Origin of the sequence: Nocardioides gansuensis (assembly GCF_003076135.1) — a bacterium.
Taxonomy (GTDB): Bacteria; Actinomycetota; Actinomycetes; order Propionibacteriales; family Nocardioidaceae; genus Nocardioides; species Nocardioides gansuensis.
Map to the genome: position 1 here is coordinate 184254 of NZ_QDGZ01000007.1, position 19703 is coordinate 203956.

Here is a 19703-nt window from a genome sequence, read left to right on the forward strand (position 1 = left end):
GGCGCCGGTCAGTACCAGCCGTTGCCGGACTTGAACGACCAGGCGTTGCAGGGCGTGCCGTAGGTGTCGCGGATGTAGCCCAGGCCCCAGCGGATCTGCGACTCTGCCGAGGTCATGTAGTCGGCCGGCAGGTCGTGCAGCTGGGTGAGCGCCTGCGGGATGCCGTACGCCGAGGACGTGGGGTTGTCGGCCGTGACCCGCCAGTTGGACTCGGAGACGTAGAGCGAGTCGAGGCAGGAGAACTGCGAGGCGTCGAAGCCGAACTGCGGCAGCAGCGCTTTGGCGATGTCGCGCGGGTCCGCGTCGGAGAGGTCCTCGCTGCGGGCGACGGCGGGCCCGTCGACGCTGCTCAGCGCGGTGGCCTTGGCCGGGTCGGTGTCGCCGCGGCGGTCGGAGCGGGACACGACCGTCCCCTGCTCGCGCTCCTGCAGGATCGACGCGGTGTCGTCGCCGGCGTGCACGGCCACGTCGGTCTGGTCGTGCGCGGCCGTGACCGGGGCGGCCACCACGCCGCCCGACACCGCGACGCCGGTGGCGGCGGCGGCGACACCGGTGAGGACGACGGTGGTGCGGATGGCGCGCTGGGTGGAGCGGGTGGAGCGGGTGGAGCGGGTGGAGCGGGTGGACTGGGAGCGGTGCTTGGGGACGTACTTCTCGGGCTTCGTCACGGGTAAGGACTCACGGGGGTAGACGTCAGGGCAACGCAGGCCGGGGTTGCCGACCGAGGTTCGATCGCGTCACTGCCGAGCAGGCCCTGGACCGGGCCCCGAGACACTCGTTGATCACGAAACGATCACGGGCAACCATGCAGGAAGCCGCGTGGTCATGCAAACCCCGACGCCGAACGCCGGAGCGGTCCGACTGCGGGCTGGCGCCACATCCGTCACACGGGTCGCGCCAGCCCCACAGGTCACCTCAACCCAGCGTGGGCTGCCGACTCCGTCACAGCGTCACGTTCTCCAGCATCTCCGTGACGAGAGCTGCGATCGGTGAGCGCTCGCTGCGGGTCAGCGTCACGTGGGCGAAGAGCGGGTGGCCCTTGAGCTTCTCGACCACCGCCACGATGCCGTCGTGCCGCCCGACCCGCAGGTTGTCACGCTGGGCGACGTCGTGGGTGAGCACGACCTTGGAGTTGGCGCCGATCCGCGAGAGCACGGTGAGCAGCACGTTGCGCTCCAGCGACTGGGCCTCGTCGACGATGACGAAGGCGTCGTGCAGCGAGCGTCCGCGGATGTGGGTCAGTGGCATGACCTCGAGCATCCCCCGGTCGAGCACCTCGTCGATCACGTCGGTCGAGGTCAGTGCCCCCAGGGTGTCGAACACCGCCTGTGCCCAGGGCGACATCTTCTCCGACTCCGAGCCCGGCAGGTAGCCGAGCTCCTGCCCGCCGACCGCGAACAGGGGCCGGAACACCACGACCTTCTTGTGCTGGCGCCGCTCCATCACGGCCTCCAGGCCGGCGCACAGCGCGAGCGCCGACTTGCCCGTGCCGGCCCGGCCGCCGAGGGACACGATGCCGACCTCCGGGTCGAGCAGCATCTCCAGCGCGATCCGCTGCTCGGCCGAGCGGCCGTGGATGCCGAAGACCTCCCGGTCGCCGCGCACGAGGTGGACGTGCTTGTCCGGACCCACCCGGCCCAGCGCCGTACCCCTGTCGGAGAGCAGCACGAGCCCGGTGTGGCAGGGCAGGGAGCGGGCTGCCTCGAGGTCGACCACGCCGTCGTCGTAGAGCTCGTCGAGGTCCGCGGCCGCGACGTCGAGCTCGGTCATGCCGGTGTAGCCGGTGTCGGAGTCGCTGATCGCCTCGGCGCGGTATTCCTCGGCGTCCAGCCCGACCGCGCTGGCCTTGATGCGCAGCGGCAGGTCCTTGGAGACCAGGGTGACGCGGCGGCCCTCGTTGGCGAGGTTGCGCGCCACCGCGAGGATGCGGGTGTCGTTGTCGCCCAGCCGGAAGCCCGACGGCAGCGCCTCGGGGTCGGTGTGGTTGAGCTCGACCCGCACGGACCCGCCCTCGTCGCCGACCGGCACCGGGGTGTCGAGCCGGCCGTGGGAGATCCGCAGCTCGTCGAGCATCCGCAGGGCAGACCGGGCGAAGAAGCCCAGCTCGGGGTGGTGCCGCTTGCCCTCGAGCTCGGTGATCACGACCACCGGCAGCACGACCTCGTGCTCGGCGAAGCGCTTGAGCGCACCGGGGTCCGCCAGCAGGACGCTGGTGTCGAGGACGTACGTGCGGTGCTGCGCAGCGTCCTGACGAGGCGCCTCGGACTGGGCTGTCTCGGGCAGGACTGTCTCGGACCGTACGGAGCTGCGTGGAGTTGACTTGGCGGCCACGGCTACGACTACCCCTTTTCGGGTCCGCGCGTGCACTCCTCGCCCGGCCCAGACTTCAGCAGATGGACCGGGCCGCCCCGCGGAGCACTGCTCCTCGACGCTGGGCCCGAAGGCCGGAGTGCCGGCCCCCCTGCACGCTGTCCGGGGGCGCCAGCGCTCCCGGAGTGTCGTGCGTCGAGTCGTGAGTTTTCACGAACGGGCCTCCCGATACGGCGGGCTTCCCCACCCGCCGGTGACTAAGACGGTACGCCGCGACGTGCGACAAACCCCGCGACACGCCCGAACTCGGGGTGAACGCTCCGTGGCCGAGCACCTCAGGAACCGAACCGGCGCTCGCGCTCGGCGTACGCCCGGATGGCACGGAGGAAGTCGACCCGCCGGAAGTCGGGCCACAGCGCCTCGCAGAAGTAGAACTCCGAGTGCGCGCTCTGCCAGAGCAGGAAGCCGCCGAGCCGCTGCTCCCCCGACGTGCGGATCACCAGGTCGGGGTCCGGCTGGCCCTTGGTGTAGAGGTGGTCGGCGATGTGCTCGACGTCGATGACGTCGGCGAGCTCCTCGAGCGTCATCCCCCTGCCGGCCTGCTCCTGGAGGAGCGAGCGGACCGCGTCGGCGATCTCGCGCCGGCCGCCGTAGCCGACCGCGATGTTCACCAGGATCCCGTCGATGTCCCCGGTGGCGGCCTCGGCCGCCTTGAGCCGCGACGCCGTGGAGTCGGGCAGCAGGTCGAGGGCGCCGACCGGGTGGATCCGCCAGCGGCGCTCCGCGGCGAGCGAGTCGACCGCGCCCTCGATGATCCGCAGCAGGCCCTCGAGCTGCTCGGGCGGGCGGTTGAGGTTGTCGGTCGAGAGCAGCCACAGCGTGACCACCTCGACGCCGACCTCCTCGCACCAGCCCAGCAGCGGACGGATGTTGTCCGCACCGGCCCGGTAGCCGCCCGCGGTGTCGAGGCCGACCGCCTTGGCCCAGCGCCGGTTGCCGTCGAGCATCACGCCCACGTGCTTGGGGATGCGGTCGCTCGGGAGGAACTTGACCACGCGAGCCTCGTACGCCGGGTAGAGGATCCGGCGCACAGCGTCCTTCCACGTGGTCACCGGCCGATCGTAGCCCGCAGCGGCGCGCCGCCTCGCGACAACCAGCGAGGCAGAGCATGGTGGGTGGGTGAAGCACCATCCCTTGCTCGGCCGGGACGAGACGACCAGCGACCTGCGCGACTCGCCGCCCCGCCCGGCCGCCCGGTTGGGCCGCTGGGCGGGCCAGGCGTTGCTGGTCGCGATTCTGGTCGCCGCGGCGCTCGGCCTGCTCGGCGCGCGGACCGCCGAGCAGTCGGTCGAGTCGGGCAGCTGGCGGCTCCACGTCGAGCACGCGCAGACCACCCGAGCCGGCCAGCCCGCGCCCCTGCACCTGAGGATCGAGGCGTTCGCCGGCTTCGGGAAGACCGTCCAGGTGCGCCTGTGCGACGACCTGTTCGACGACCTCGACTTCCAGAACTGGTATCCCAACCCCGCGGCCGAGACGTCGTCGCCGCCCTACGTGGTCTACGAGTTCGACCCGCCGCCCCGCGGGGAGGTGCTCGAGGTGAGCCTCGACGCCCGCACAGCGCCTGGCAAGTTCGGCGAGGTCGACGACTGCGAGGTCTCGGTGCTGGTCGAGGACGAGCCGGTCCTGACCACGGAGTTCACCGTCTGGAGGCTGCCCTGATGGACATCCTGATCCGCGCGCTGGTCATCTTCGTCTTCCTCTGGCTCGTCGTCCGCGTGGGCGGCAAGCGCGAGGTCGCGCAGCTCTCCGCGTTCGACATGCTGCTGCTCGTCACGGTCGGCGACCTGGTCGCCCAGGGCGTCGTGCAGGAGGACTACTCCCTCACCGCGGCCCTCATCGCGGTGTCGACGTTCACGGTGGCCAGCCTGGTGCTCAGCCTCGCCAACCTGCGGTTCCCGGCCCTGCAGCCGTGGATCGGCGGCCGCGCACGCATCGTCGTCCGCGACGGCGAGCCTCTGCTCGACGTCCTCCACAGCGAGCAGCTGACCCTGGGCGACCTCCACGAGGCCGCGCGCGAGAAGGGCATCCGCCGGCTCTCCGACATCGAGATGTGCGTCCTGGAGACCGACGGTGCGTTCTCCTTCTTCACCCACGACGCGCCGCGGGGAAAGGACGGCTCGCGCGACGACCAGGAGGTCCAGTGACGCGTCACTCCCGCCGGAACCGTGGCCTCCTGACCTACGGTCCCGTAACCTGATCTGGATGAACGACATGCTGCGCCACCGCCTCGACGACCTCGGCGACCGCGTCGACGGGGTCATCGCCGAGGTCAAGCCGCGCCTGCGCGGCTGGCTGCATGCGGTCACCGCCCCGCTGACGCTGGCCGCCGGCGTCGTGCTCATCGCGCTCTCTCCCGACGACCTGACGCGCACCGGCTCGGCGATCTTCACGCTGTCGGCCGTGCTGCTCTTCGGGGTCTCCGCGGTCTACCACCGCGGTCACTGGTCGCCCCGGGTGCACGCCGTGCTGCAGCGCCTCGACCACTCCAACATCTTCCTGTTGATCGCCGGGTCCTGCACGCCGTTCGCGCTGCTCCTTCTCGAGGGCGCCGACCGCTGGACGATGCTCGCCATCAGCTGGGGCGGAGCCATCGCCGGCGTGCTCACGAAGGTGTTCTGGTCCTCGGCTCCCCGCGGGCTCTCGGTCCCGATCTACATCGCGCTCGGCTGGGCGCCGGTGTTCTTCTTCGGCGACTTCTTCCGCGGCGCGATGGCGTCGTACGGCGCGGGGCTGGGCACCGCGGTGATGGCGCTCGTGATCCTCGGCGGGGCGTTCTACACGCTCGGCGGCATCGTCTACGGCACCAAGCGACCCAACCCCTGGCCGCGCTGGTTCGGCTTCCACGAGGTGTTCCACACCTTCACGATCGTCGCGTTCGTGGCCCACTACGTCGGCGTCTCGCTGGCGACCTACTCCCTGCGCTGAGCCGGCTCAGCTCCCGACGAGCCAGGCGAAGGTCGCCAGCGCCACGGTCACCACGCCGACGAGCAGCAGCCTGGCTGCCCACGGCGCGCGCCGCGCCACCCACTCGACGGCCTGGTAGCCCAGCGTGATCACCGCCAGGCCGACGGTGACGTGGAGCAGCACCGCGAGCATCACACCGCCGATCGCCCCGGCCGGCCAGAAGCGCCCCCAGGCGGCGCACAGCACCAGCGGGACCACGATGGCAGCGGCCAGCCCACCCGCCACCTCGACCCACCACGACCGGTCGCCCATCCACGGCACCTGCCACGCCAGCGGCCAGCTGCGGTCGAAGAGGTCGGCGGTGGCGCTGTAGCCGAGGTGCACGATCAGGAGCAGCGTCGCGCCCACCCCCGCGCGCAGCGCCCACCGGCCCCATGCCGTGCGTGCCGTGCCGGAGCCGACGAAGATCGTCGCCAGGGTCACGGCGGACCACACGATCCAGCGCCGCACCACCCCGGTGCCGGTGTCGGCCATCGCGTCGCGGAACACCCGGTCGGCCTCGACGCGGGACAGCCGATGGCCCTCGGTGGAGACGTAGGACGCGCCGTCCTCCCCGCCGACCAGGCCGTCGTGAAGCAGCGCCGCCGGCAGGTGGGCCCCGGTCTTGGGCACCAGCCAGGTGAACAGCGCGGGCACCGACGTCAGGTCGGTGCGGAACCCCCGGGCGGCCGGCACGAGCAGCTCGCCGAGGTGGCGGTCGAGGTAGGCCAGCCGGCGCTCCATGCTGAACACCTCGATCTCCTGCTCCGCGTGCCGCTCGAGCACGATGCGTGGCGCGTGGCCGGGAGCGGGCGGCACCTCCGGCGAGTCACCGTCGGGGAGCGCGCCCCCGTCGTAGAACCTGCGTGCCTCGACACGCACCTGCTCCTCCAGCACCCGAGCTCGCATGCCACCACTGTGGCAGCGAGCAGGGACACCGTCGCGCTACAGCGCCGCCGGGTCCGTCACCGGGGCGGCGCAGACGTGGTGTCGGCAGACGTACGCCGCGGGGGCGCCGCCGACCTCGCCACGCTCGCGCATCAGCGGGATCCCGCTGGCACCGGGCTCGGCCACGACCACCAGGGCTCCCGGCAGGGCCCGGGCGGCACGCGCCAGGGCGTCGCGCTCGGGTCCCGGCCGGCCCACCACGGCGACCTCGCGCGGTCCGTCGAGCATCGCCTCCGCGGCGGCGAGCGACCACCCGGCGAACCGGGGCGCCCGGGCCATCAGCGAGGACACCGTCGCCAGGGCCTCCTCGGCGGCGGTGCGGTAGGCGTCCTCGGCCGTGAGCGCGGCGTACGAGACGAGCGCGTGGATCGTGCTGGACAGCCCGCTCGGCGAGGCGTTGTCGGAGGGGTCGCGCGGGCGGGCGACGAGCGCCTCGGCGTCGGAGCCGGTGTCGTGGAAGCCGCCGTCGTCGGCGCGGAACCGGGCCAGCGCGTCGTCGAGCAGCAGCCTGGCCGGCTCCAGCCAGGCGGCGTCGGCGGTGGCGGCCGCGAGGTCGACGAAGGCCGCGGCGACGCAGCCGAGGTCCTCGAGCACCCCGTCTGCCTCGCCGACGACGCCGTCGCGGGAGACCCGCCTGAGGCGACCGCCCCGCAGGTGCAGGTCGCGCAGCAGCGTCCCGGCGGCGAGGGCCGCGTCCAGGAAGGCCGGCTCGTCGAGCCGCTGGGCCGCGGCCACGAGGCTGCTGACGGCGAGGCCGTTCCAGGCCGCGACCACCTTGTCGTCGCGCGCCGGGCGCACCCGCTCCTCGCGCACCTCCAGCAGCCGGGCACGCAGCCGGGCCCACCGCTCGGGGTCGTCGGGGGCGTGGCGCAGCTGGAGCGTCGACGTACCGTGCTCGAAGGTGCCCTCGACGGTGACGCCGAGCAGCTCGGTCGCCCAGGCGCCGTCCTCGTCCCCGAGCGCCTCGACGAGCTGGGCGGGGGTCCAGGCGTAGAACTTCCCCTCCACGCCCTCGGTGTCCGCGTCCAGGGCGGAGGCGAAGCCCCCCTCGGGCGTTCGCAGCTCGCGCAGCATGAACTCGGCGGTCTCGCGCGCGATCCGGTCGCCGAGGTCGGTGCCGAGCCGGGCGTAGACGCCGAGCAGCAGGGCGTTGTCGTAGAGCATCTTCTCGAAGTGCGGCACCACCCAGCCGCGGTCCACGGCGTAGCGGGCGAAGCCGCCGCCGAGCTGGTCGTACATCCCGCTGCCCGCCATCGCCTGCACGGTGCGCGCCAGCATGTGCGCGGCCTGGCGGACCCGGTGGCTGCCCTCGTCGTCGAGGCCCTCCGGCCGCGGCCTGCCGACGTAGCGGCGCAGGAACTCCAGCACCATCGACGGCGGGAACTTCGGCGCCCCGCCGAACCCCCCGGCCATCGGGTCGAACTCGCCGGCGAGCACGTCGACGGCCTGGTCGAGGGTGCGGGCGTCCACGGCCCCGGGCACGAGGGCGGCCTCGCGGCGGAGGTGCTCGCGCACCTGCTCGGCCGTCCGGCGTACGTCGTCGGGCCGCTCCTGCCACGCGTCCGCGAGCGCCTCGAGCACCTGGCGGAAGGACGGCTGGCCGTGGCGCGGCTGGTCGGGGAAGTAGGTGCCGGCGAAGAACGGGTTGCCGTCGTGGTCGAGCACGCAGGTCATCGGCCAGCCGCCGTGCCCGGTCATCGCGGTGGTGGCCTGCATGTAGACGGCGTCGACGTCGGGCCGCTCCTCCCGGTCGACCTTGATGCTGACGAAGTGCTCGTTCTGGTACTCCGCCGTGGCCTCGTCCTCGAACGACTCGTGCGCCATCACGTGGCACCAGTGGCAGGCGGCGTAGCCGACGCTCAGCAGGATGGGTAGGCCGCGGCGCCGGGCCTCCGCGAAGGCCTCCTCGCCCCACTCCCGCCAGTCGACCGGGTTGTCGGCGTGCTGCTGGAGGTAGGGGCTGGTCGAGTCCGCGAGCCGATTCGCCATCTGCGCACTCCGTTCCAGTGGTGTTTGCATCACCGGGCCTCGATGACACAAATCCCTGATACAAATTCCACTTCTGGCCCCTCAGAGCTGCGGGCCGTGAAGTGCTCCTCGTCCCAGCGTAGGAGGGCGGTCACGATGGCGGCACGCCGAAGTCAACGCTGCTCGCGCAGGGCAAGGTCAGTCGCCTGGATGGCTCTGGTGGCCCAGGCGCGTTCGCCTCTACGCGCGCCGCCTCCGGGTGGGACCGGTTACCAGGTGATCTTCAAGGCGCCCGCCGGCGAGGGAGAGCCGTGGAAGCGGGTGCTGCGCCGGGCCAATTCCGAGGCCGAGGCACGCAAGATCTTCGCGCAGGCGGAGGCTGCGCTGGACACGGAGCAGGCGGTGCCGGCCAGCGCCCCCTTTGCGCAGCCCGAACGATCGAAGCGCTCGGCGTCAAGTACATCGAGGACAGCAAGAAGCGCGCCAAGGCCCCGCGCACCATCCAGGGCCGCGAGTCACGGCTCAACGCGCACGTCCTCCTGGCCAACGGCCACGTTCCGGTCGCCAGGTGGCGGATCGAGCACAGCCGCCAGGTCATGGACCATGCCTCGAAGACGATCCACTCCGCGCGCGGCAGGGAGGACATGCGGGGCTGCCTGGCAGCGCTGCGCAACCTGGCCTGGAGGCTCGACTGGCTGGACCGGAGGATCGACCCGCTCGACGGACTGGAGATCGGGCGAGCCTCGATACTGCACGGCGCCACGGCCCACTACATCGACCCGAGGCTGCGACCCGAGACCCGGCAAGTGAACGCGATGGCCGCGGCGGCCGACGCACTGTGCGGACCGGAGGGAACGGACGCACGGCTGACCCGGCTGCCACTGTTCGGCACCAAGATCCGCGTCGCAGGCTTCGGCGGCCTTCGACTCGGTGAGCAGAACGGCCTCCGCGCGATCGATGTCTTCTTCGAGCGCGGCTACGTCCATGTCAACGGCTCCTGGATCACGCCTCGCGGCCAGGCGGGCTTCCGTGGCCCGGTGAAGAACCACACGCTCCACGAGGTGCCACTCCCCAAGTCGCTCATGCACGACGAGCTCCTCCCCCGCGTCAAGGAGCTGCTCGACCTGCCCGCCAAAGCGACGCTGCAGCAGGTCGTCAATGCTCAGGAGGCCGAGCGTGAGCGCCGGGCGTCGCTGGCGGTTCGGGAGAAGGACAAGAACCTCGCCTGGTGGAACTACCCCGTCCCACCCGAAGAGGACTTGTGGCTCTTCGTCGACACTGCCACGGGCCTGCCCGTCAAGCCCGAGATGCACAACGAGCGCTGGCACCGCGTCCGCACGTGGGTCGAGGAGAACGATCCGGAAAACGCGTGGCCGCGGTCCATCGTGTACCGCAACCTCCGCCACCACGCCGCGACCAGGTGGTTCCACGAGGAGCTCGGCGAGCCCTGGGAGGTTGTCGCCCAATACCTCGGGGACAAGCTCACCACCGTGCTGAACCACTATGTCCGTGCCGGCGAGGACGCGCTGCGCGATTCGGTCATGAGGCTGGCGAGGCTGTGACGCATTGATGAGGCCCCGCGCCGGACGGGAAGCCCGATCGTGTGCGGACCGGGAATTGAACCGGAACCCTCTGGAAGAGATCGGGCGCCACGGAAAGGCCTGGAAGATCGGGGATCTCCTCGGGTTTACGCGGAGAGACCTCGCGGCCAACTCGGAGTTTAGCGGGTCGCCATGGGACCGCGGCGGAGTCTAAGTGACCGGTTTCTGGCAGCCGCTCGAATCCACCACCCAACTGGACCAGGACTCCCTAGCACGGTCAGGAGCGGCCTCACCCAGTGAGGCCGCTCCTCAGTCGACGCGGGTGGCTCCGGCTCCGCCGACAACGCACAGGCCGACGAAGAGTCTCCAACGTTTGTCCGGACTGGGCCTGGTTTGAACAATCTTGCTGTCAGACCGCTGGCTTCGTGATGCCGTTGCCAAGGCCGCTCGACGAAGGCATCTCAAGGAGGTCCTCATCCCGCAGAGTGCGGCGACTCGACGTTTCTGCCAGGGCCCAGGTGCACGCGACGCTGACGAGTGCCAAAATGGCGAGCATCGCCCCGACGGCGACACCGCCCATCGCGTCGGCCAAGACAGGCGCCAGGAGCGGTGGGATTGCGGCGCCGATGATGCCGCCGAGGTTGTAGCCCGTGCCGGCCCCGGTGTAGCGGTATCGGGTGGCGAAGAGCTCGGGGAGGAACGCTCCCACCGGTCCGTAGGCGAGGCCGTAGAGGGCAAGTGTGCCCGCCAGTGCAACGCCGAACGCGAAGCCGCTACCCGTGTCCACGAGCGGGAACATGACGAATGCCCAGACGCCCGCCGCGGCGCTTGTTCCCATGATGATCCGGCGACGGCCGTACCGGTCTGACAGCTTGCCGCCCAGGAACACGAAACAGGCCGCAACAAGTGCAGCGACGATGCCCATGGCGAGAACGGTTCCGCGCTCGATACCAGCGACGGCGGTGCCGTAGGAAGTGAGGTAGGCGGCGCCCACGTAGAAGAGTGCGAACTGGACCCCCATGAGGCCGGCGGAGAGCAGCACCTCGCGCCACTGATCGCGAAGCACGCCGGCGAAGGGAGAAGTGCGCTTGGTCGATCGGGTCGCTTCCTGCTCCGCTCGGAAGACCGGCGTCTCATCGATGGTCCCTCGCACCCAAAGCCCGATGAGCACGAGGACGGCGCTGGCGATGAACGGGATGCGCCACCCGTAGGAGAGAAATGCCTCGTCACTGTTACCGATGATCTTGTCTGTCGCCAGGAAGGTCGCGCTGGACAAGGCGAAGCCGAGCGAGCCGCCAAGTTGGGGGAAGACGGCGTAGAAGCCTCGTCGGCCGGCTGGCGCGTACTCGGCGGTGAGCAGGTTGGCTCCGGCCCATTCACCGCCCACGGCGAGACCCTGCGCGAAGCGAAGGACGACGAGGCAGATCGGGGCTACGACCCCGATCGAATCGGCGGACGGAAGGAGTCCGACTGCCACCGTCGCGGAACCCATGAGGAGCAGCGTGGTGATGAGCGTGCCTTTGCGGCCGAGTACGTCGCCGAAGTGGCCGAAGATGATGGCTCCGAGTGGACGCGCGACGAACGCGACGGCGAAGGTGGCGAAGGAGGCCACGGTGCCGGCGGTGGAGCCGAGGGCCGGGAAGAAGACGGTCGGGAAGACCAGGGCCGCGGCCGTGCCGTAGATGAAGAAGTCGTAGTACTCGATGGTCGTGCCGATACAACCTGCGGTGGCGACCCGCCGCATCGAGTTCCTGTCGGCTTGTCTGACGCTACTCATGTTCAAAGACCCTTTCGATGCTGAGACTCAACGCCCCGGTGCGCCCGTGGCGCGGTGCTTGGACTAAGCCTCGTCGTCCCGCGCGCCGAGATATACGTCACTTACTCACACTGCTGGCCTGGATTTGGTGTGCGTTTCCATGACCCGGGCGGGCTACCACGCCACCGACATGTAGGACGTCTCCTGGTATTCGGCCAGGCCCTCGTGGCCTCCCTCGCGCCCTAGCCCTGAATTCTTGACGCCACCGAAGGGAGCCGCGGGGTCGGAGACCAGACCACGGTTGACGCCCACCATGCCGACTTCGAGTTGCTCCGCAACACGAAGTGCGGAGGAGAGAGAGCCATAGACATAGGCCGTGAGCCCTGCGTCGGTGTCGTTCGCCAGGTGCACGGCCTCTTCCTCGTCGTCCACGACGACGATCGGCGCCACCGGCCCGAATATCTCCTGCTGCAGGATCGGGTTGTCGGGAGCGACTCCCGTCACGACAGTGGGCGGGTGGAAGTAGCCCCGGCCGGGTCTGGAGGACAGTGTGTCCGCCGTGGCGCCGTGGGCGACTGCCTCGGCGACCTTCGCTTGGATGCCGGAGACGGCGCGGTCGGTGATCATGGGGCCGAGCTGAGTGTCCGGCTGGTAGGCCATGCCTATGCGTAGCGCCGCCAACCGGTGACTGAAGATGTCCAAGAATTGATCGGCCACGGCTCGGTGGACCAGGAACCGGTTGGCGGCGGTGCATGCCTGGCCACCGTTTTGCATCTTGGCGATGAGCGCACCTTCGACCGCGTCCTCGACCTCGGCGTCCGGAAGGACCACGAAGGGGGCGTTGCCACCGAGCTCCATCGACGTGCGAATCACGTTCGTGGCTGAACGCTCGAGCAGGGCGCGTCCGACGGTGGTCGAGCCGGTGAAGGAGAGCTTGCGGACCCGATTGTCGTCCAGTGCAGCGCCGACGACGGGTCCGGGATTCTCCGTGGTGACCACATTGACTACGCCCCTCGGTAGGCCGGCGTCGTCGAGCAATCGGGCTAGCAGGAGCGCGGTCAGGGGCGTCTCGGCGGCTGGCTTGAGACCGAGGGTGCAGCCTGCGGCAAGCGCGGGGGCGATTTTCCGTGTGGCCATCGCTGCCGGGAAGTTCCACGGAGTGACGAGAAGGCAGACGCCCACGGGTTTCCTGCTGGTGAGGATCTTCGCCGCCCCGGAGGGACTTGTGCGGAACTCCCCTCCGATCTGCGCGGCCTGCTCGCCGAACCAGCGGAAGAATTCCGCGGCGTACGCGACTTCGGCGCGCGCGTCGGGAAGGGTCTTGCCCATCTCGAGGGACATGAGCATCGCGATGTCGTCTGTGCGCGCGACTGTGAGTTCGTAGGCCGTCCGCAGCACCTCCGCCCGCGTCCGAGGCGGGGTCGCGCTCCAGGAGGAGAGGGCCTCGCTGGCGGCGTCGACCGCGGCCTTCATCTCCTCAACTCCGGCGTTGGCGACCTCGGCCAGCTGGTCACCGGTGGATGGGTTGATCACGGGCGTCACGTCGCTGGTGTGGCGCCACTCGCCTGCGATCCACGCTCCGCGGTCCGGGGAGAGCTGGTCGATGGTCATGGGTCACTCCTGTCGAGAAGTGGTGCAAGGTTCATGGGGGCCTCGAAGGCGCCCGGCCCATTGGGATCAGCTGGAGGAGTGGCGTTCGCGGTAGTGGCGTCCGATGACGAGCCGCTGGATCTGGTTTGTCCCCTCGAAGATCTGCATGATCTTCGCTTCGCGCATCAGTCGTTCGACGGGGTAGTCCCGGGTGTAGCCAGCACCGCCGAACACCTGGACGGCGTCGGTGGTGACCGCCATGGCGGTGTCGGAGGCGAACAGCTTGGCCTCGGCAGCGTGGCGCCCGAATTCCATGCCGAGGTCCTTGCGGCGGGCGGCGTCGATGTAGAGCGCACGCGACGCGGAGATGCGGGCCGACATGTCGGCGAGCATGAACGAGACACCCTGGAAGTCGATGATCGGTTTGCCGAACTGGACCCGATCGTTGGCGTACTGGCTGGCATAGTCGAGGGCGGCCTGGGCCACTCCGGTGGCGACGGCGGCGATGCAGAGCCGCCCGGTGTCCAGGGCGTCGAGAGCGATGGCAAGCCCGCGGCCTTCGTCACCGATGCGCCGGTCCGCACTGACGCGCACCTTATCGAAGGACACTTGCGAAGTACGCGAGCCGTTGAGGCCCATCTTGCGTTCGGGCGCGGCGGCAGAGATGCCCGGGGCGTCCCCCGGCAGCAGGAAGCAGCTGATCCCCTTCGAGCCTTCGTCAGACGTGCGGGCCATGACGGTGTAGAAGTCGGCCTCGCCGCCGTGGGTGATCCAGGTCTTTACCCCGCTGATGACGTACTCGTCCCCATCCCGGACGGCGGTTGTCTTCATGGCACCAGGGTCGGACCCGGCTTCGGCTTCAGACAGGCAGTAGGCGCCGAGGAGGTCCCCGCGGATCAGATCGGGCAGCCAGCGTTTGCGCTGGTCGTGGCTGCCCCATTTCCACAGTGGGTGGACGCTGGCCCAGTGAACCGTTACACCAACGCCGACGGTGGCCTAGGTGCGGGCGAGTTCCTCCACGACTTGCAGGCTTAGCTCGTCGGCCAGTTCACTGCCGCCGTATTCCTCGTCGTGGGGCAGCGACAGCACGCCGAGCTTGCCGAGTTGCCGAAAGGTGTCACGCGGAAAGCGCGCGTTCTCCTCGGCCTCGGCCACAAGGGGTTCGAGTTCGCGTGACGCGAATGCAGAGACGGTCGCGAACAGGTCCTCGAACTCGGGCCCGGGAAGTAGGCGGGTCACCAACATGGAGGTCACCTCGAGGCCAGCTCGTGAACGCTGAGGTCAGTTGCAAGGAGGGTGCCGACTGCCGCGGCGACCCTCGCCGGGACTTCGGTCGGCCTGCGGGAGTGCGGGTCGACGTAGACGTGGACGAAGTGCCCGACGACGTGCGGCTGGTGACCTCCGCGGGGAAAGACAGCAAGCTGGTAGGTGACGCTCGAACGACCCAGTCTCAGGACGGCCATACCGACCTCGAGAGGTTCGGGGAACGACGCGGAGTTGAGGTACCGGCAACCCGTCTCGGCGACCACGCCGAGGGCGTCGAGGTCGGTCACACGGCCGCACTGGTCGGTGAGCCAGCCGTTGACCGCGGTGTCGAAGTACTCGTAGTAGATGACGTTGTTGATGTGCCCGTATTGGTCGTTGTCGTTCCACCGCGGCGTGATCGGGTAAAAGACGCCGAAGCCCTCGCGGTTGGGGCGGGGGACGTCATGCGCTCGCCTCCGGGAGTCGATGTGGGCGGATGATCTGGCGCACGGCGCGACCACACGCGAGTTCGTCCATCGCGTCGTTGATGTGGTCCAGCGGCATCTCCGCAGAGATCAAGCGGTCGACCGGGAGCCGGCCGGCTCGCCAGAGGGCGATCATGGCCGGGATGTCGACCGCAGGCTGGGCGGTGCCCATGTACGACCCGAGAACGCGCCGGTTCTCCGCCACGATGCTGAGGGCAGGCAGTCGCAGGACCGCTGAGGGGTGCGGAAGGCCCGCGGAGACGGTTCCGCCTCCGCGGCCAGTGACCGCAAAGGCCGCTTCGAAGACCTTCGTCGACCCGACCGCTTCGAAGGCCCAATCGAACTTCTCGGGGGCGACCTTCTCCTTCAGTTCGTCGAGCTCGTCGGGGGCGCAGGCGTGACTTGCTCCCACCTGCAGTGCCAGCTGCTGCTTCTCCGCAACGGGATCCACGGCGACAACCGGCCAGGCGCCCACGGCGCTTGCCGACATGACGGCTGCCAGACCGACGCCTCCGAGTCCGAACACCACAGCGGACTCACCTGGCCGCACACCGGCGGTGTGGTTGACGGCGCCGTAGCCGGTGAGCATGGCGCATCCGAACAGGGCGGCCGTCTCCAGTGGCACGTCTCTGTCGACGACCACCACGGAGGAGCGGTCAACCACCGCGTGCGTGGCAAAGGCGGAAACCCCGAGGTGGTGGCGCACCTCCTCGGCACCAGCGTGGAGTCGCGTGCCGCCACCGATCAGGTCGCCGGCGCCGTTGGCCGCAATCGCCGTGGTGCACAAAGCGGGCTTGCCGGAGACGCAGAACCGGCAGGTCCCGCAACTGGGCACGTACACGAGCACGACATGATCGCCGACCTGGACGTTGCGGACGCCGTCACCGATCGCTTGCACAACACCAGCGGCTTCGTGACCGAGGAGCATCGGCAGCGGCCGCGGTCGGTTGCCGTCGATGACCGACAGGTCGGAGTGGCAGACCCCGGCCGCTTCGATTCGAACCAAGATCTCTCCGGAGGCGGGCTCGTCGAGCTCCACTGTGGTGACATCGAGAGGTTGGGTGTCGCGATAGGGCGTAGCGGCCGGCGAGGAGCGCAGCACGGCGCCTGTGATCTTCACGGGAGGGACCTTTCAGGTGCGGGGGGCTGGGATGCCTGGTTGGGCCGGGAGGTGATCAGTTGACCGATCGCTCATGGTCAGTCCAGAAGGTCGCGCGGAGCGCCTTCTTGTCGGTCTTCCCCACCGGGGTGAGCGGCAGTTCGGGAACAACGTCGATGGACTTGGGGGCGTGTACGGCGCCCTTGGCGGACCGGACCCGCGCGATGAGCCGCTCGGGATCGACCTCGGCCCCGGGTGCGGGCACGATCACCGCCTTGACGGCCTCCCCCCAGTCGGGGTCGGGGACACCGATTACCGCGGCGTACGCGACCGATGGGTCCGCGGTCAGGACGTCCTCGACTTCGCGGGTGTACACGTTGAAGCCGCCCGAGATGATGAAGTCCTTCCTGCGGTCGACGATGGTGATGTAGCCCTCGTCGTCACGTCTGGCCATGTCACCGGTGTGCAGCCACCCGCCCGCCAGAGCCTCCGCTGTGAGGTCCGGCAGATTGTGGTAGCGAAGCATTACGCCGGCACTTCGGATGCAGATCTCTCCCACATTTCCCGCCGGCACCGGGAGACCCTCGTCGTCCAGCAACTCCACCCAGGTGCCCGGTACGGCGCGGCCGCACGAGAGCAGCCGATCGGGGCGGTCCAGGTCGTGCTCGTCCGACCACAGCGCGGTGCCGAGGGCCAAGGACTCGGTCTGTCCGTAGATCTGGGTGAACACCCTGCCCAGGCGCTCGTGCCCTTCGATCAGGCGGGACGGCGCCATTGGTGCGGCGCCGTAGACGATGCGCTCGAGGGACGGCATGGAGAGGTCCAGGCCGGCGTCGAGGAGGCGGTAGATCATGGTCGGCACCAAGAAACTGAGCGACCCGTGGTGTCGGTTGACCGCGTCGATGAACTCGTCGGGACGGAACCCATTGAGCGTGACTACGGTCCCGCCCCGGATCAGAGTGGGAGCCAGAAAGTGCGCTGCCGCGTGGGTGATTGGGGCGGCAGCCACATAGACGGGGTGAAGGGGTAGTTCGTAGGCCAGCGGCGAGGCGAGGGTGATGGCCGCGCGGGCACGTTGGGTCTGCACGACTCCCTTGGAGCGCCCGGTGGTGCCGCCGGTGTACAGGATCTCGACGACGGTGTTCTCGTCGACATCTGCCGCGAGGCGCAACTCGCTCGACCCGGCGTTTTCGGCTAGTGCCAGAAGGTCGTGACCGAAGTCTGCAGGGCCGATGGAGAGGACTCGCTCGACGCCAGCATCGCTCAAGTCCGAGGCGACCGACCCATAGGACTCATCCACGACCAGCAGCCGCACATCGGCGTCCTTGCACTCGAAGACGTGGTCCTCGACGCTCGCGCGGGCGTGCATGCCGACGGAGTGGGCGCCGAGGAACTGAGCTGCCATGGCGACCATCCACGCCTCGGGCCGATTGGGGGAAAGGATGCCCACAGCGGACCCCCTGGTCACGCCGTACTCAGTCATCACACGCATGAACCGGGCGATGAGGTCGCTCGTCTGTCCATAGGTGAACCGTCGTTCGCCGTCGATGAACGCGGTGCGCGTCGACCAGGCGCGGAGCGCGTTGAGTACGAGGTCGTTGTGCGTGGAGGAACGTCCGGCCAGGTGCGCGTCGGGGTGGGTCATGGCTTCTCTCCGCTGGAGGTCGAGATCAGGGTTGGACCTCTGGCCTGAGGCGAGAGGTGCGGCTTCGCCGGGGGCCGGCCGAGGACCGGTGCGGTTGACGTGTGTTCTCATCACTTGTTCGGGAGGTTCGGTGCGGGTTTCCACACCGAACCCGGTTCAGGTCCAGTTAGGTGGTCGCTTGTCCAGGAAGGCCGAGACGCCCTCCTGGTACTCGGCGGTCCCGGCGAGCGCATAGACGCTGAGCGCGGTGGACTGGCGTGCCCATGCGGTTGCTTCGAGTGAGCCGGCGGCGTCGCGGATCGCCCCAAGGGTGATCGCAGTGGAGGCGGGCGGGTTGTTCGCGATCCGCTGGGCCAGTGTCACGGCCTCCTGCTCGGCTCGGCCGGGCTCGACCATGCGCGTGAGCAGGCCGTGCTGGTACATCACGGGGGCGTCGACTGGGTCGCCGGTGAGGGCCAGCTCTGCCGCGACGTGATACGGGAGTCGGATTGGCAGCCTGGTGAGGCCGCGGGCGGCGGCCACCTGTCCGTTGCGCACTTCCGGTATGCCGAACTTCGCGTCTTGTGCGGCGACGACAAGGTCGCAGGCGAGGGCGATCTCAAGTCCCCCGGCGAGGGCGAAGCCCTCGATCGCGGCGACCATGGGTTTGCTTGGCGGCCGGTCGATGATGCCGAACCAGCCGCGGTCGGTAGTGCGGGCGAACTGGCCCTTGACCGCTTGGCCGAGGTCTTGGCCGGCGCAGAAGAACCCGCCGGCGCCGGTGAGCACACCGACGCGCAGGTTCGGGTCGTCCTCGAGCTGGGCCAGCCCCGCCTCGAGCTGCTCTGCCATGGCCGTGGTCATGGCGTTCCGGCGGTGCGGACGGTCGAGCGTGATGACCAGAACCGGCCCATCTCTGCGCGTCGTGACTCGTCCCTCTTCCGGCACGGCGAGGTCGTTCACACTCGCTCCAGGATCGTGACGGCGCAGACGGCTGCGGTATACGGATCGTCAAGCGTCACCGCGCCGCCGGCGTTCTGCGCCAATGCGATGTGTGCGTCGGCCACCTGACGGTCCCCTGTCCGACCGCGAAGCTGGTCGAAGAGCTCGACGATCTGAGCTGCTCCGGTGGCTCCGACGGGGTGGCCGCGGCTGATCAGCCCTCCGCTGGTGTTGACCGGGAGCCGCCCGTCGTACCGGAGCTCGTTCTCCATGGCCAGCTTCCAGGCCTCCCCGTGCCCGACGGCTCCGATCTCCTCGAGGATGACCAAGGCGGCGGGGCTGGCGGCGTCGTGGAGCTCGATGACGTCTGCGTCGCTGGCTCTCCTGCCGGCTTGTTCGAGGGCGGCTTGGGCGGTCCGGGTCACCAGCTGTCCTCCCTCGCGCCGTCGTCCGGAGCGAAGCGCGGCGCCGGTGATGGCGATGGGGGCGGTGCTCGGCCGGTCCCGCGTGACGACGACCGCGGCCGCGCCGTCGCCGATGGGCGAACACATCAGCAAGGTCAGGGGGTCGACGATCGTGCGGGACTGGAGGATCTCCTCGGCGGTGTGTGGGTCGCGGTACTGCGCGTTGGGGTTAAGGCTGCCGTGGAGGTGGACGGTCGCCGCGACCTGGGCGAAGGCCTCGACGGGTGCGCCCGTGTCCGCCGCGTACCGGCGAGCCTCCTGTGCGTAGAGGTCCATGAAGATCGAGTTGCGCGACGGGCTCTCGGCGACGGCCGGGTCGTTGATGTCGATGGCACGGCCGAGCGCGTCAAAGGCCCTGGACTTCTCGGGGTGTGACATCTTCTCTGCGCCGAGAGCGACCGCCACGTCGCAGCTGCCGGATGCGACCGCCATCATCGCCAGGTGTAGGGCGCTGGAGGATGAGGCACATGCGTTCTCAACGTTGACGGCGCGCGCGCCGGCGAGCTGGCCGTCGAGCAGGGCGAGCTGCCCCTGGATCATCGCCTGGCCGCTGATCACCGCACTCGTGGCGTTGCCGAAGGCGACGAAACCGACGTCCTCGCCGCGCACGCCGGCGTCGCTCAGCGCCTCGTCGACCGCCTGGTTCGCGAGATCGGACAGCGGGGTGTCGCGGAATTTGCCGAACCGCGTCATGCCGACGCCGGCGATGTAGGTGGTGTCCATGGGAG

At 69.7% G+C, this 19703-nt stretch carries 18 protein-coding genes; 4 read left to right on the top strand and 14 right to left on the bottom strand.

Annotated features, from left to right (window positions below; all coding sequences use genetic code 11):
* Positions 1-8: 8 nt before the first annotated feature.
* The 3 genes from DDE18_RS16740 to DDE18_RS16750 all read right to left on the bottom strand — a co-directional run bounded on the left by DDE18_RS16740 (position 9) and on the right by DDE18_RS16750 (position 3422).
* On the bottom strand, positions 9-668 hold the full coding sequence (locus DDE18_RS16740) for an aggregation-promoting factor C-terminal-like domain-containing protein (protein ID WP_211754594.1): 660 nt from the start codon (positions 666-668) through the stop codon (positions 9-11).
* A gap of 274 nt (positions 669-942) precedes the next feature.
* Complete coding sequence (gene phoH2, locus DDE18_RS16745) at positions 943-2283, bottom strand: RNA 5'-3' helicase PhoH2 (RefSeq protein WP_116573576.1); 1341 nt, start codon at positions 2281-2283, stop codon at positions 943-945.
* A 362-nt stretch (positions 2284-2645) separates the two neighbouring features.
* Positions 2646-3422, bottom strand: coding sequence for an isoprenyl transferase (locus tag DDE18_RS16750; RefSeq protein WP_116573410.1), 777 nt, complete (start codon positions 3420-3422; stop codon positions 2646-2648).
* 67 nt (positions 3423-3489) lie between these two features.
* On the opposite strand from DDE18_RS16750, the gene DDE18_RS16755 reads away from it, so the two are divergent.
* From DDE18_RS16755 to trhA, 3 genes are read left to right on the top strand one after another with little or no spacing between them, the layout of a single operon-like run.
* The gene (locus DDE18_RS16755) at positions 3490-4029 is read left to right on the top strand and encodes a hypothetical protein (protein WP_116573411.1); all 540 of its coding nucleotides are present in this window, start codon (positions 3490-3492) and stop codon (positions 4027-4029) included.
* Positions 4029-4514 carry a DUF421 domain-containing protein gene (locus tag DDE18_RS16760; RefSeq protein ID WP_116573412.1) on the top strand — a complete coding sequence of 162 codons (486 nt, stop codon included), beginning with the start codon at positions 4029-4031 and terminating at the stop codon, positions 4512-4514. Before DDE18_RS16755 ends, DDE18_RS16760 begins: the two co-directional genes overlap by 1 nt.
* Positions 4515-4572: 58 nt before the next feature.
* Positions 4573-5295, top strand: a complete 723-nt coding sequence (gene trhA / locus DDE18_RS16765; protein WP_116573413.1) for a PAQR family membrane homeostasis protein TrhA — start codon at positions 4573-4575, stop codon at positions 5293-5295.
* Between the two features lie 6 nt (positions 5296-5301).
* Here the strand turns inward: trhA and DDE18_RS16770 are convergent, their stop codons facing one another.
* The gene (locus DDE18_RS16770; RefSeq protein ID WP_116573414.1) at positions 5302-6222 is read right to left on the bottom strand and encodes a DUF1353 domain-containing protein; all 921 of its coding nucleotides are present in this window, start codon (positions 6220-6222) and stop codon (positions 5302-5304) included.
* Positions 6223-6258: 36 nt separating this feature from the next.
* On the bottom strand, positions 6259-8250 hold the full coding sequence (locus DDE18_RS16775; protein WP_116573415.1) for a thioredoxin domain-containing protein: 1992 nt from the start codon (positions 8248-8250) through the stop codon (positions 6259-6261).
* Between the two features lie 575 nt (positions 8251-8825).
* Here DDE18_RS16775 and DDE18_RS16780 point away from each other — a divergent pair.
* The gene (locus tag DDE18_RS16780) at positions 8826-9791 is read left to right on the top strand and encodes a site-specific integrase (RefSeq protein WP_211754595.1); all 966 of its coding nucleotides are present in this window, start codon (positions 8826-8828) and stop codon (positions 9789-9791) included.
* Positions 9792-10179: 388 nt separating this feature from the next.
* Here DDE18_RS16780 and DDE18_RS16785 read toward each other — a convergent pair whose 3' ends face one another.
* The 9 genes from DDE18_RS16785 to DDE18_RS16820 all read right to left on the bottom strand — a co-directional run bounded on the left by DDE18_RS16785 (position 10180) and on the right by DDE18_RS16820 (position 19698).
* Entirely contained in the window at positions 10180-11547 is a 1368-nt protein-coding gene (locus DDE18_RS16785; RefSeq protein WP_116573416.1) for an MFS transporter, read from the bottom strand.
* Positions 11548-11700: 153 nt separating this feature from the next.
* A complete protein-coding gene (locus DDE18_RS16790) occupies positions 11701-13137 on the bottom strand; it encodes an NAD-dependent succinate-semialdehyde dehydrogenase (protein WP_116573417.1) in 1437 nt (478 codons plus the stop codon).
* 66 nt (positions 13138-13203) lie between these two features.
* On the bottom strand, positions 13204-14064 hold the full coding sequence (locus DDE18_RS23755) for an acyl-CoA dehydrogenase family protein (RefSeq protein ID WP_425437579.1): 861 nt from the start codon (positions 14062-14064) through the stop codon (positions 13204-13206).
* Between the two features lie 48 nt (positions 14065-14112).
* The gene (locus tag DDE18_RS23760) at positions 14113-14361 is read right to left on the bottom strand and encodes an acyl-CoA dehydrogenase family protein (RefSeq protein ID WP_245916791.1); all 249 of its coding nucleotides are present in this window, start codon (positions 14359-14361) and stop codon (positions 14113-14115) included.
* 5 nt (positions 14362-14366) lie between these two features.
* The gene (locus tag DDE18_RS16800; RefSeq protein ID WP_245916793.1) at positions 14367-14882 is read right to left on the bottom strand and encodes an acyl-CoA thioesterase; all 516 of its coding nucleotides are present in this window, start codon (positions 14880-14882) and stop codon (positions 14367-14369) included.
* The gene (locus tag DDE18_RS16805) at positions 14824-15966 is read right to left on the bottom strand and encodes an alcohol dehydrogenase catalytic domain-containing protein (RefSeq protein WP_116573418.1); all 1143 of its coding nucleotides are present in this window, start codon (positions 15964-15966) and stop codon (positions 14824-14826) included. The genes DDE18_RS16800 and DDE18_RS16805 overlap by 59 nt, the downstream gene beginning before the upstream one ends.
* A gap of 55 nt (positions 15967-16021) precedes the next feature.
* Positions 16022-17701 (bottom strand): AMP-binding protein, encoded by a 1680-nt coding sequence (locus tag DDE18_RS16810; protein WP_342748963.1) that lies wholly within the window; start codon positions 17699-17701, stop codon positions 16022-16024.
* A 45-nt stretch (positions 17702-17746) separates the two neighbouring features.
* Entirely contained in the window at positions 17747-18532 is a 786-nt protein-coding gene (locus DDE18_RS16815) for an enoyl-CoA hydratase-related protein (RefSeq protein ID WP_211754596.1), read from the bottom strand.
* Positions 18529-19698, bottom strand: a complete 1170-nt coding sequence (locus tag DDE18_RS16820) for a thiolase family protein (RefSeq protein WP_116573420.1) — start codon at positions 19696-19698, stop codon at positions 18529-18531. The genes DDE18_RS16815 and DDE18_RS16820 overlap by 4 nt, the downstream gene beginning before the upstream one ends.
* Positions 19699-19703 lie beyond the last annotated feature (5 nt).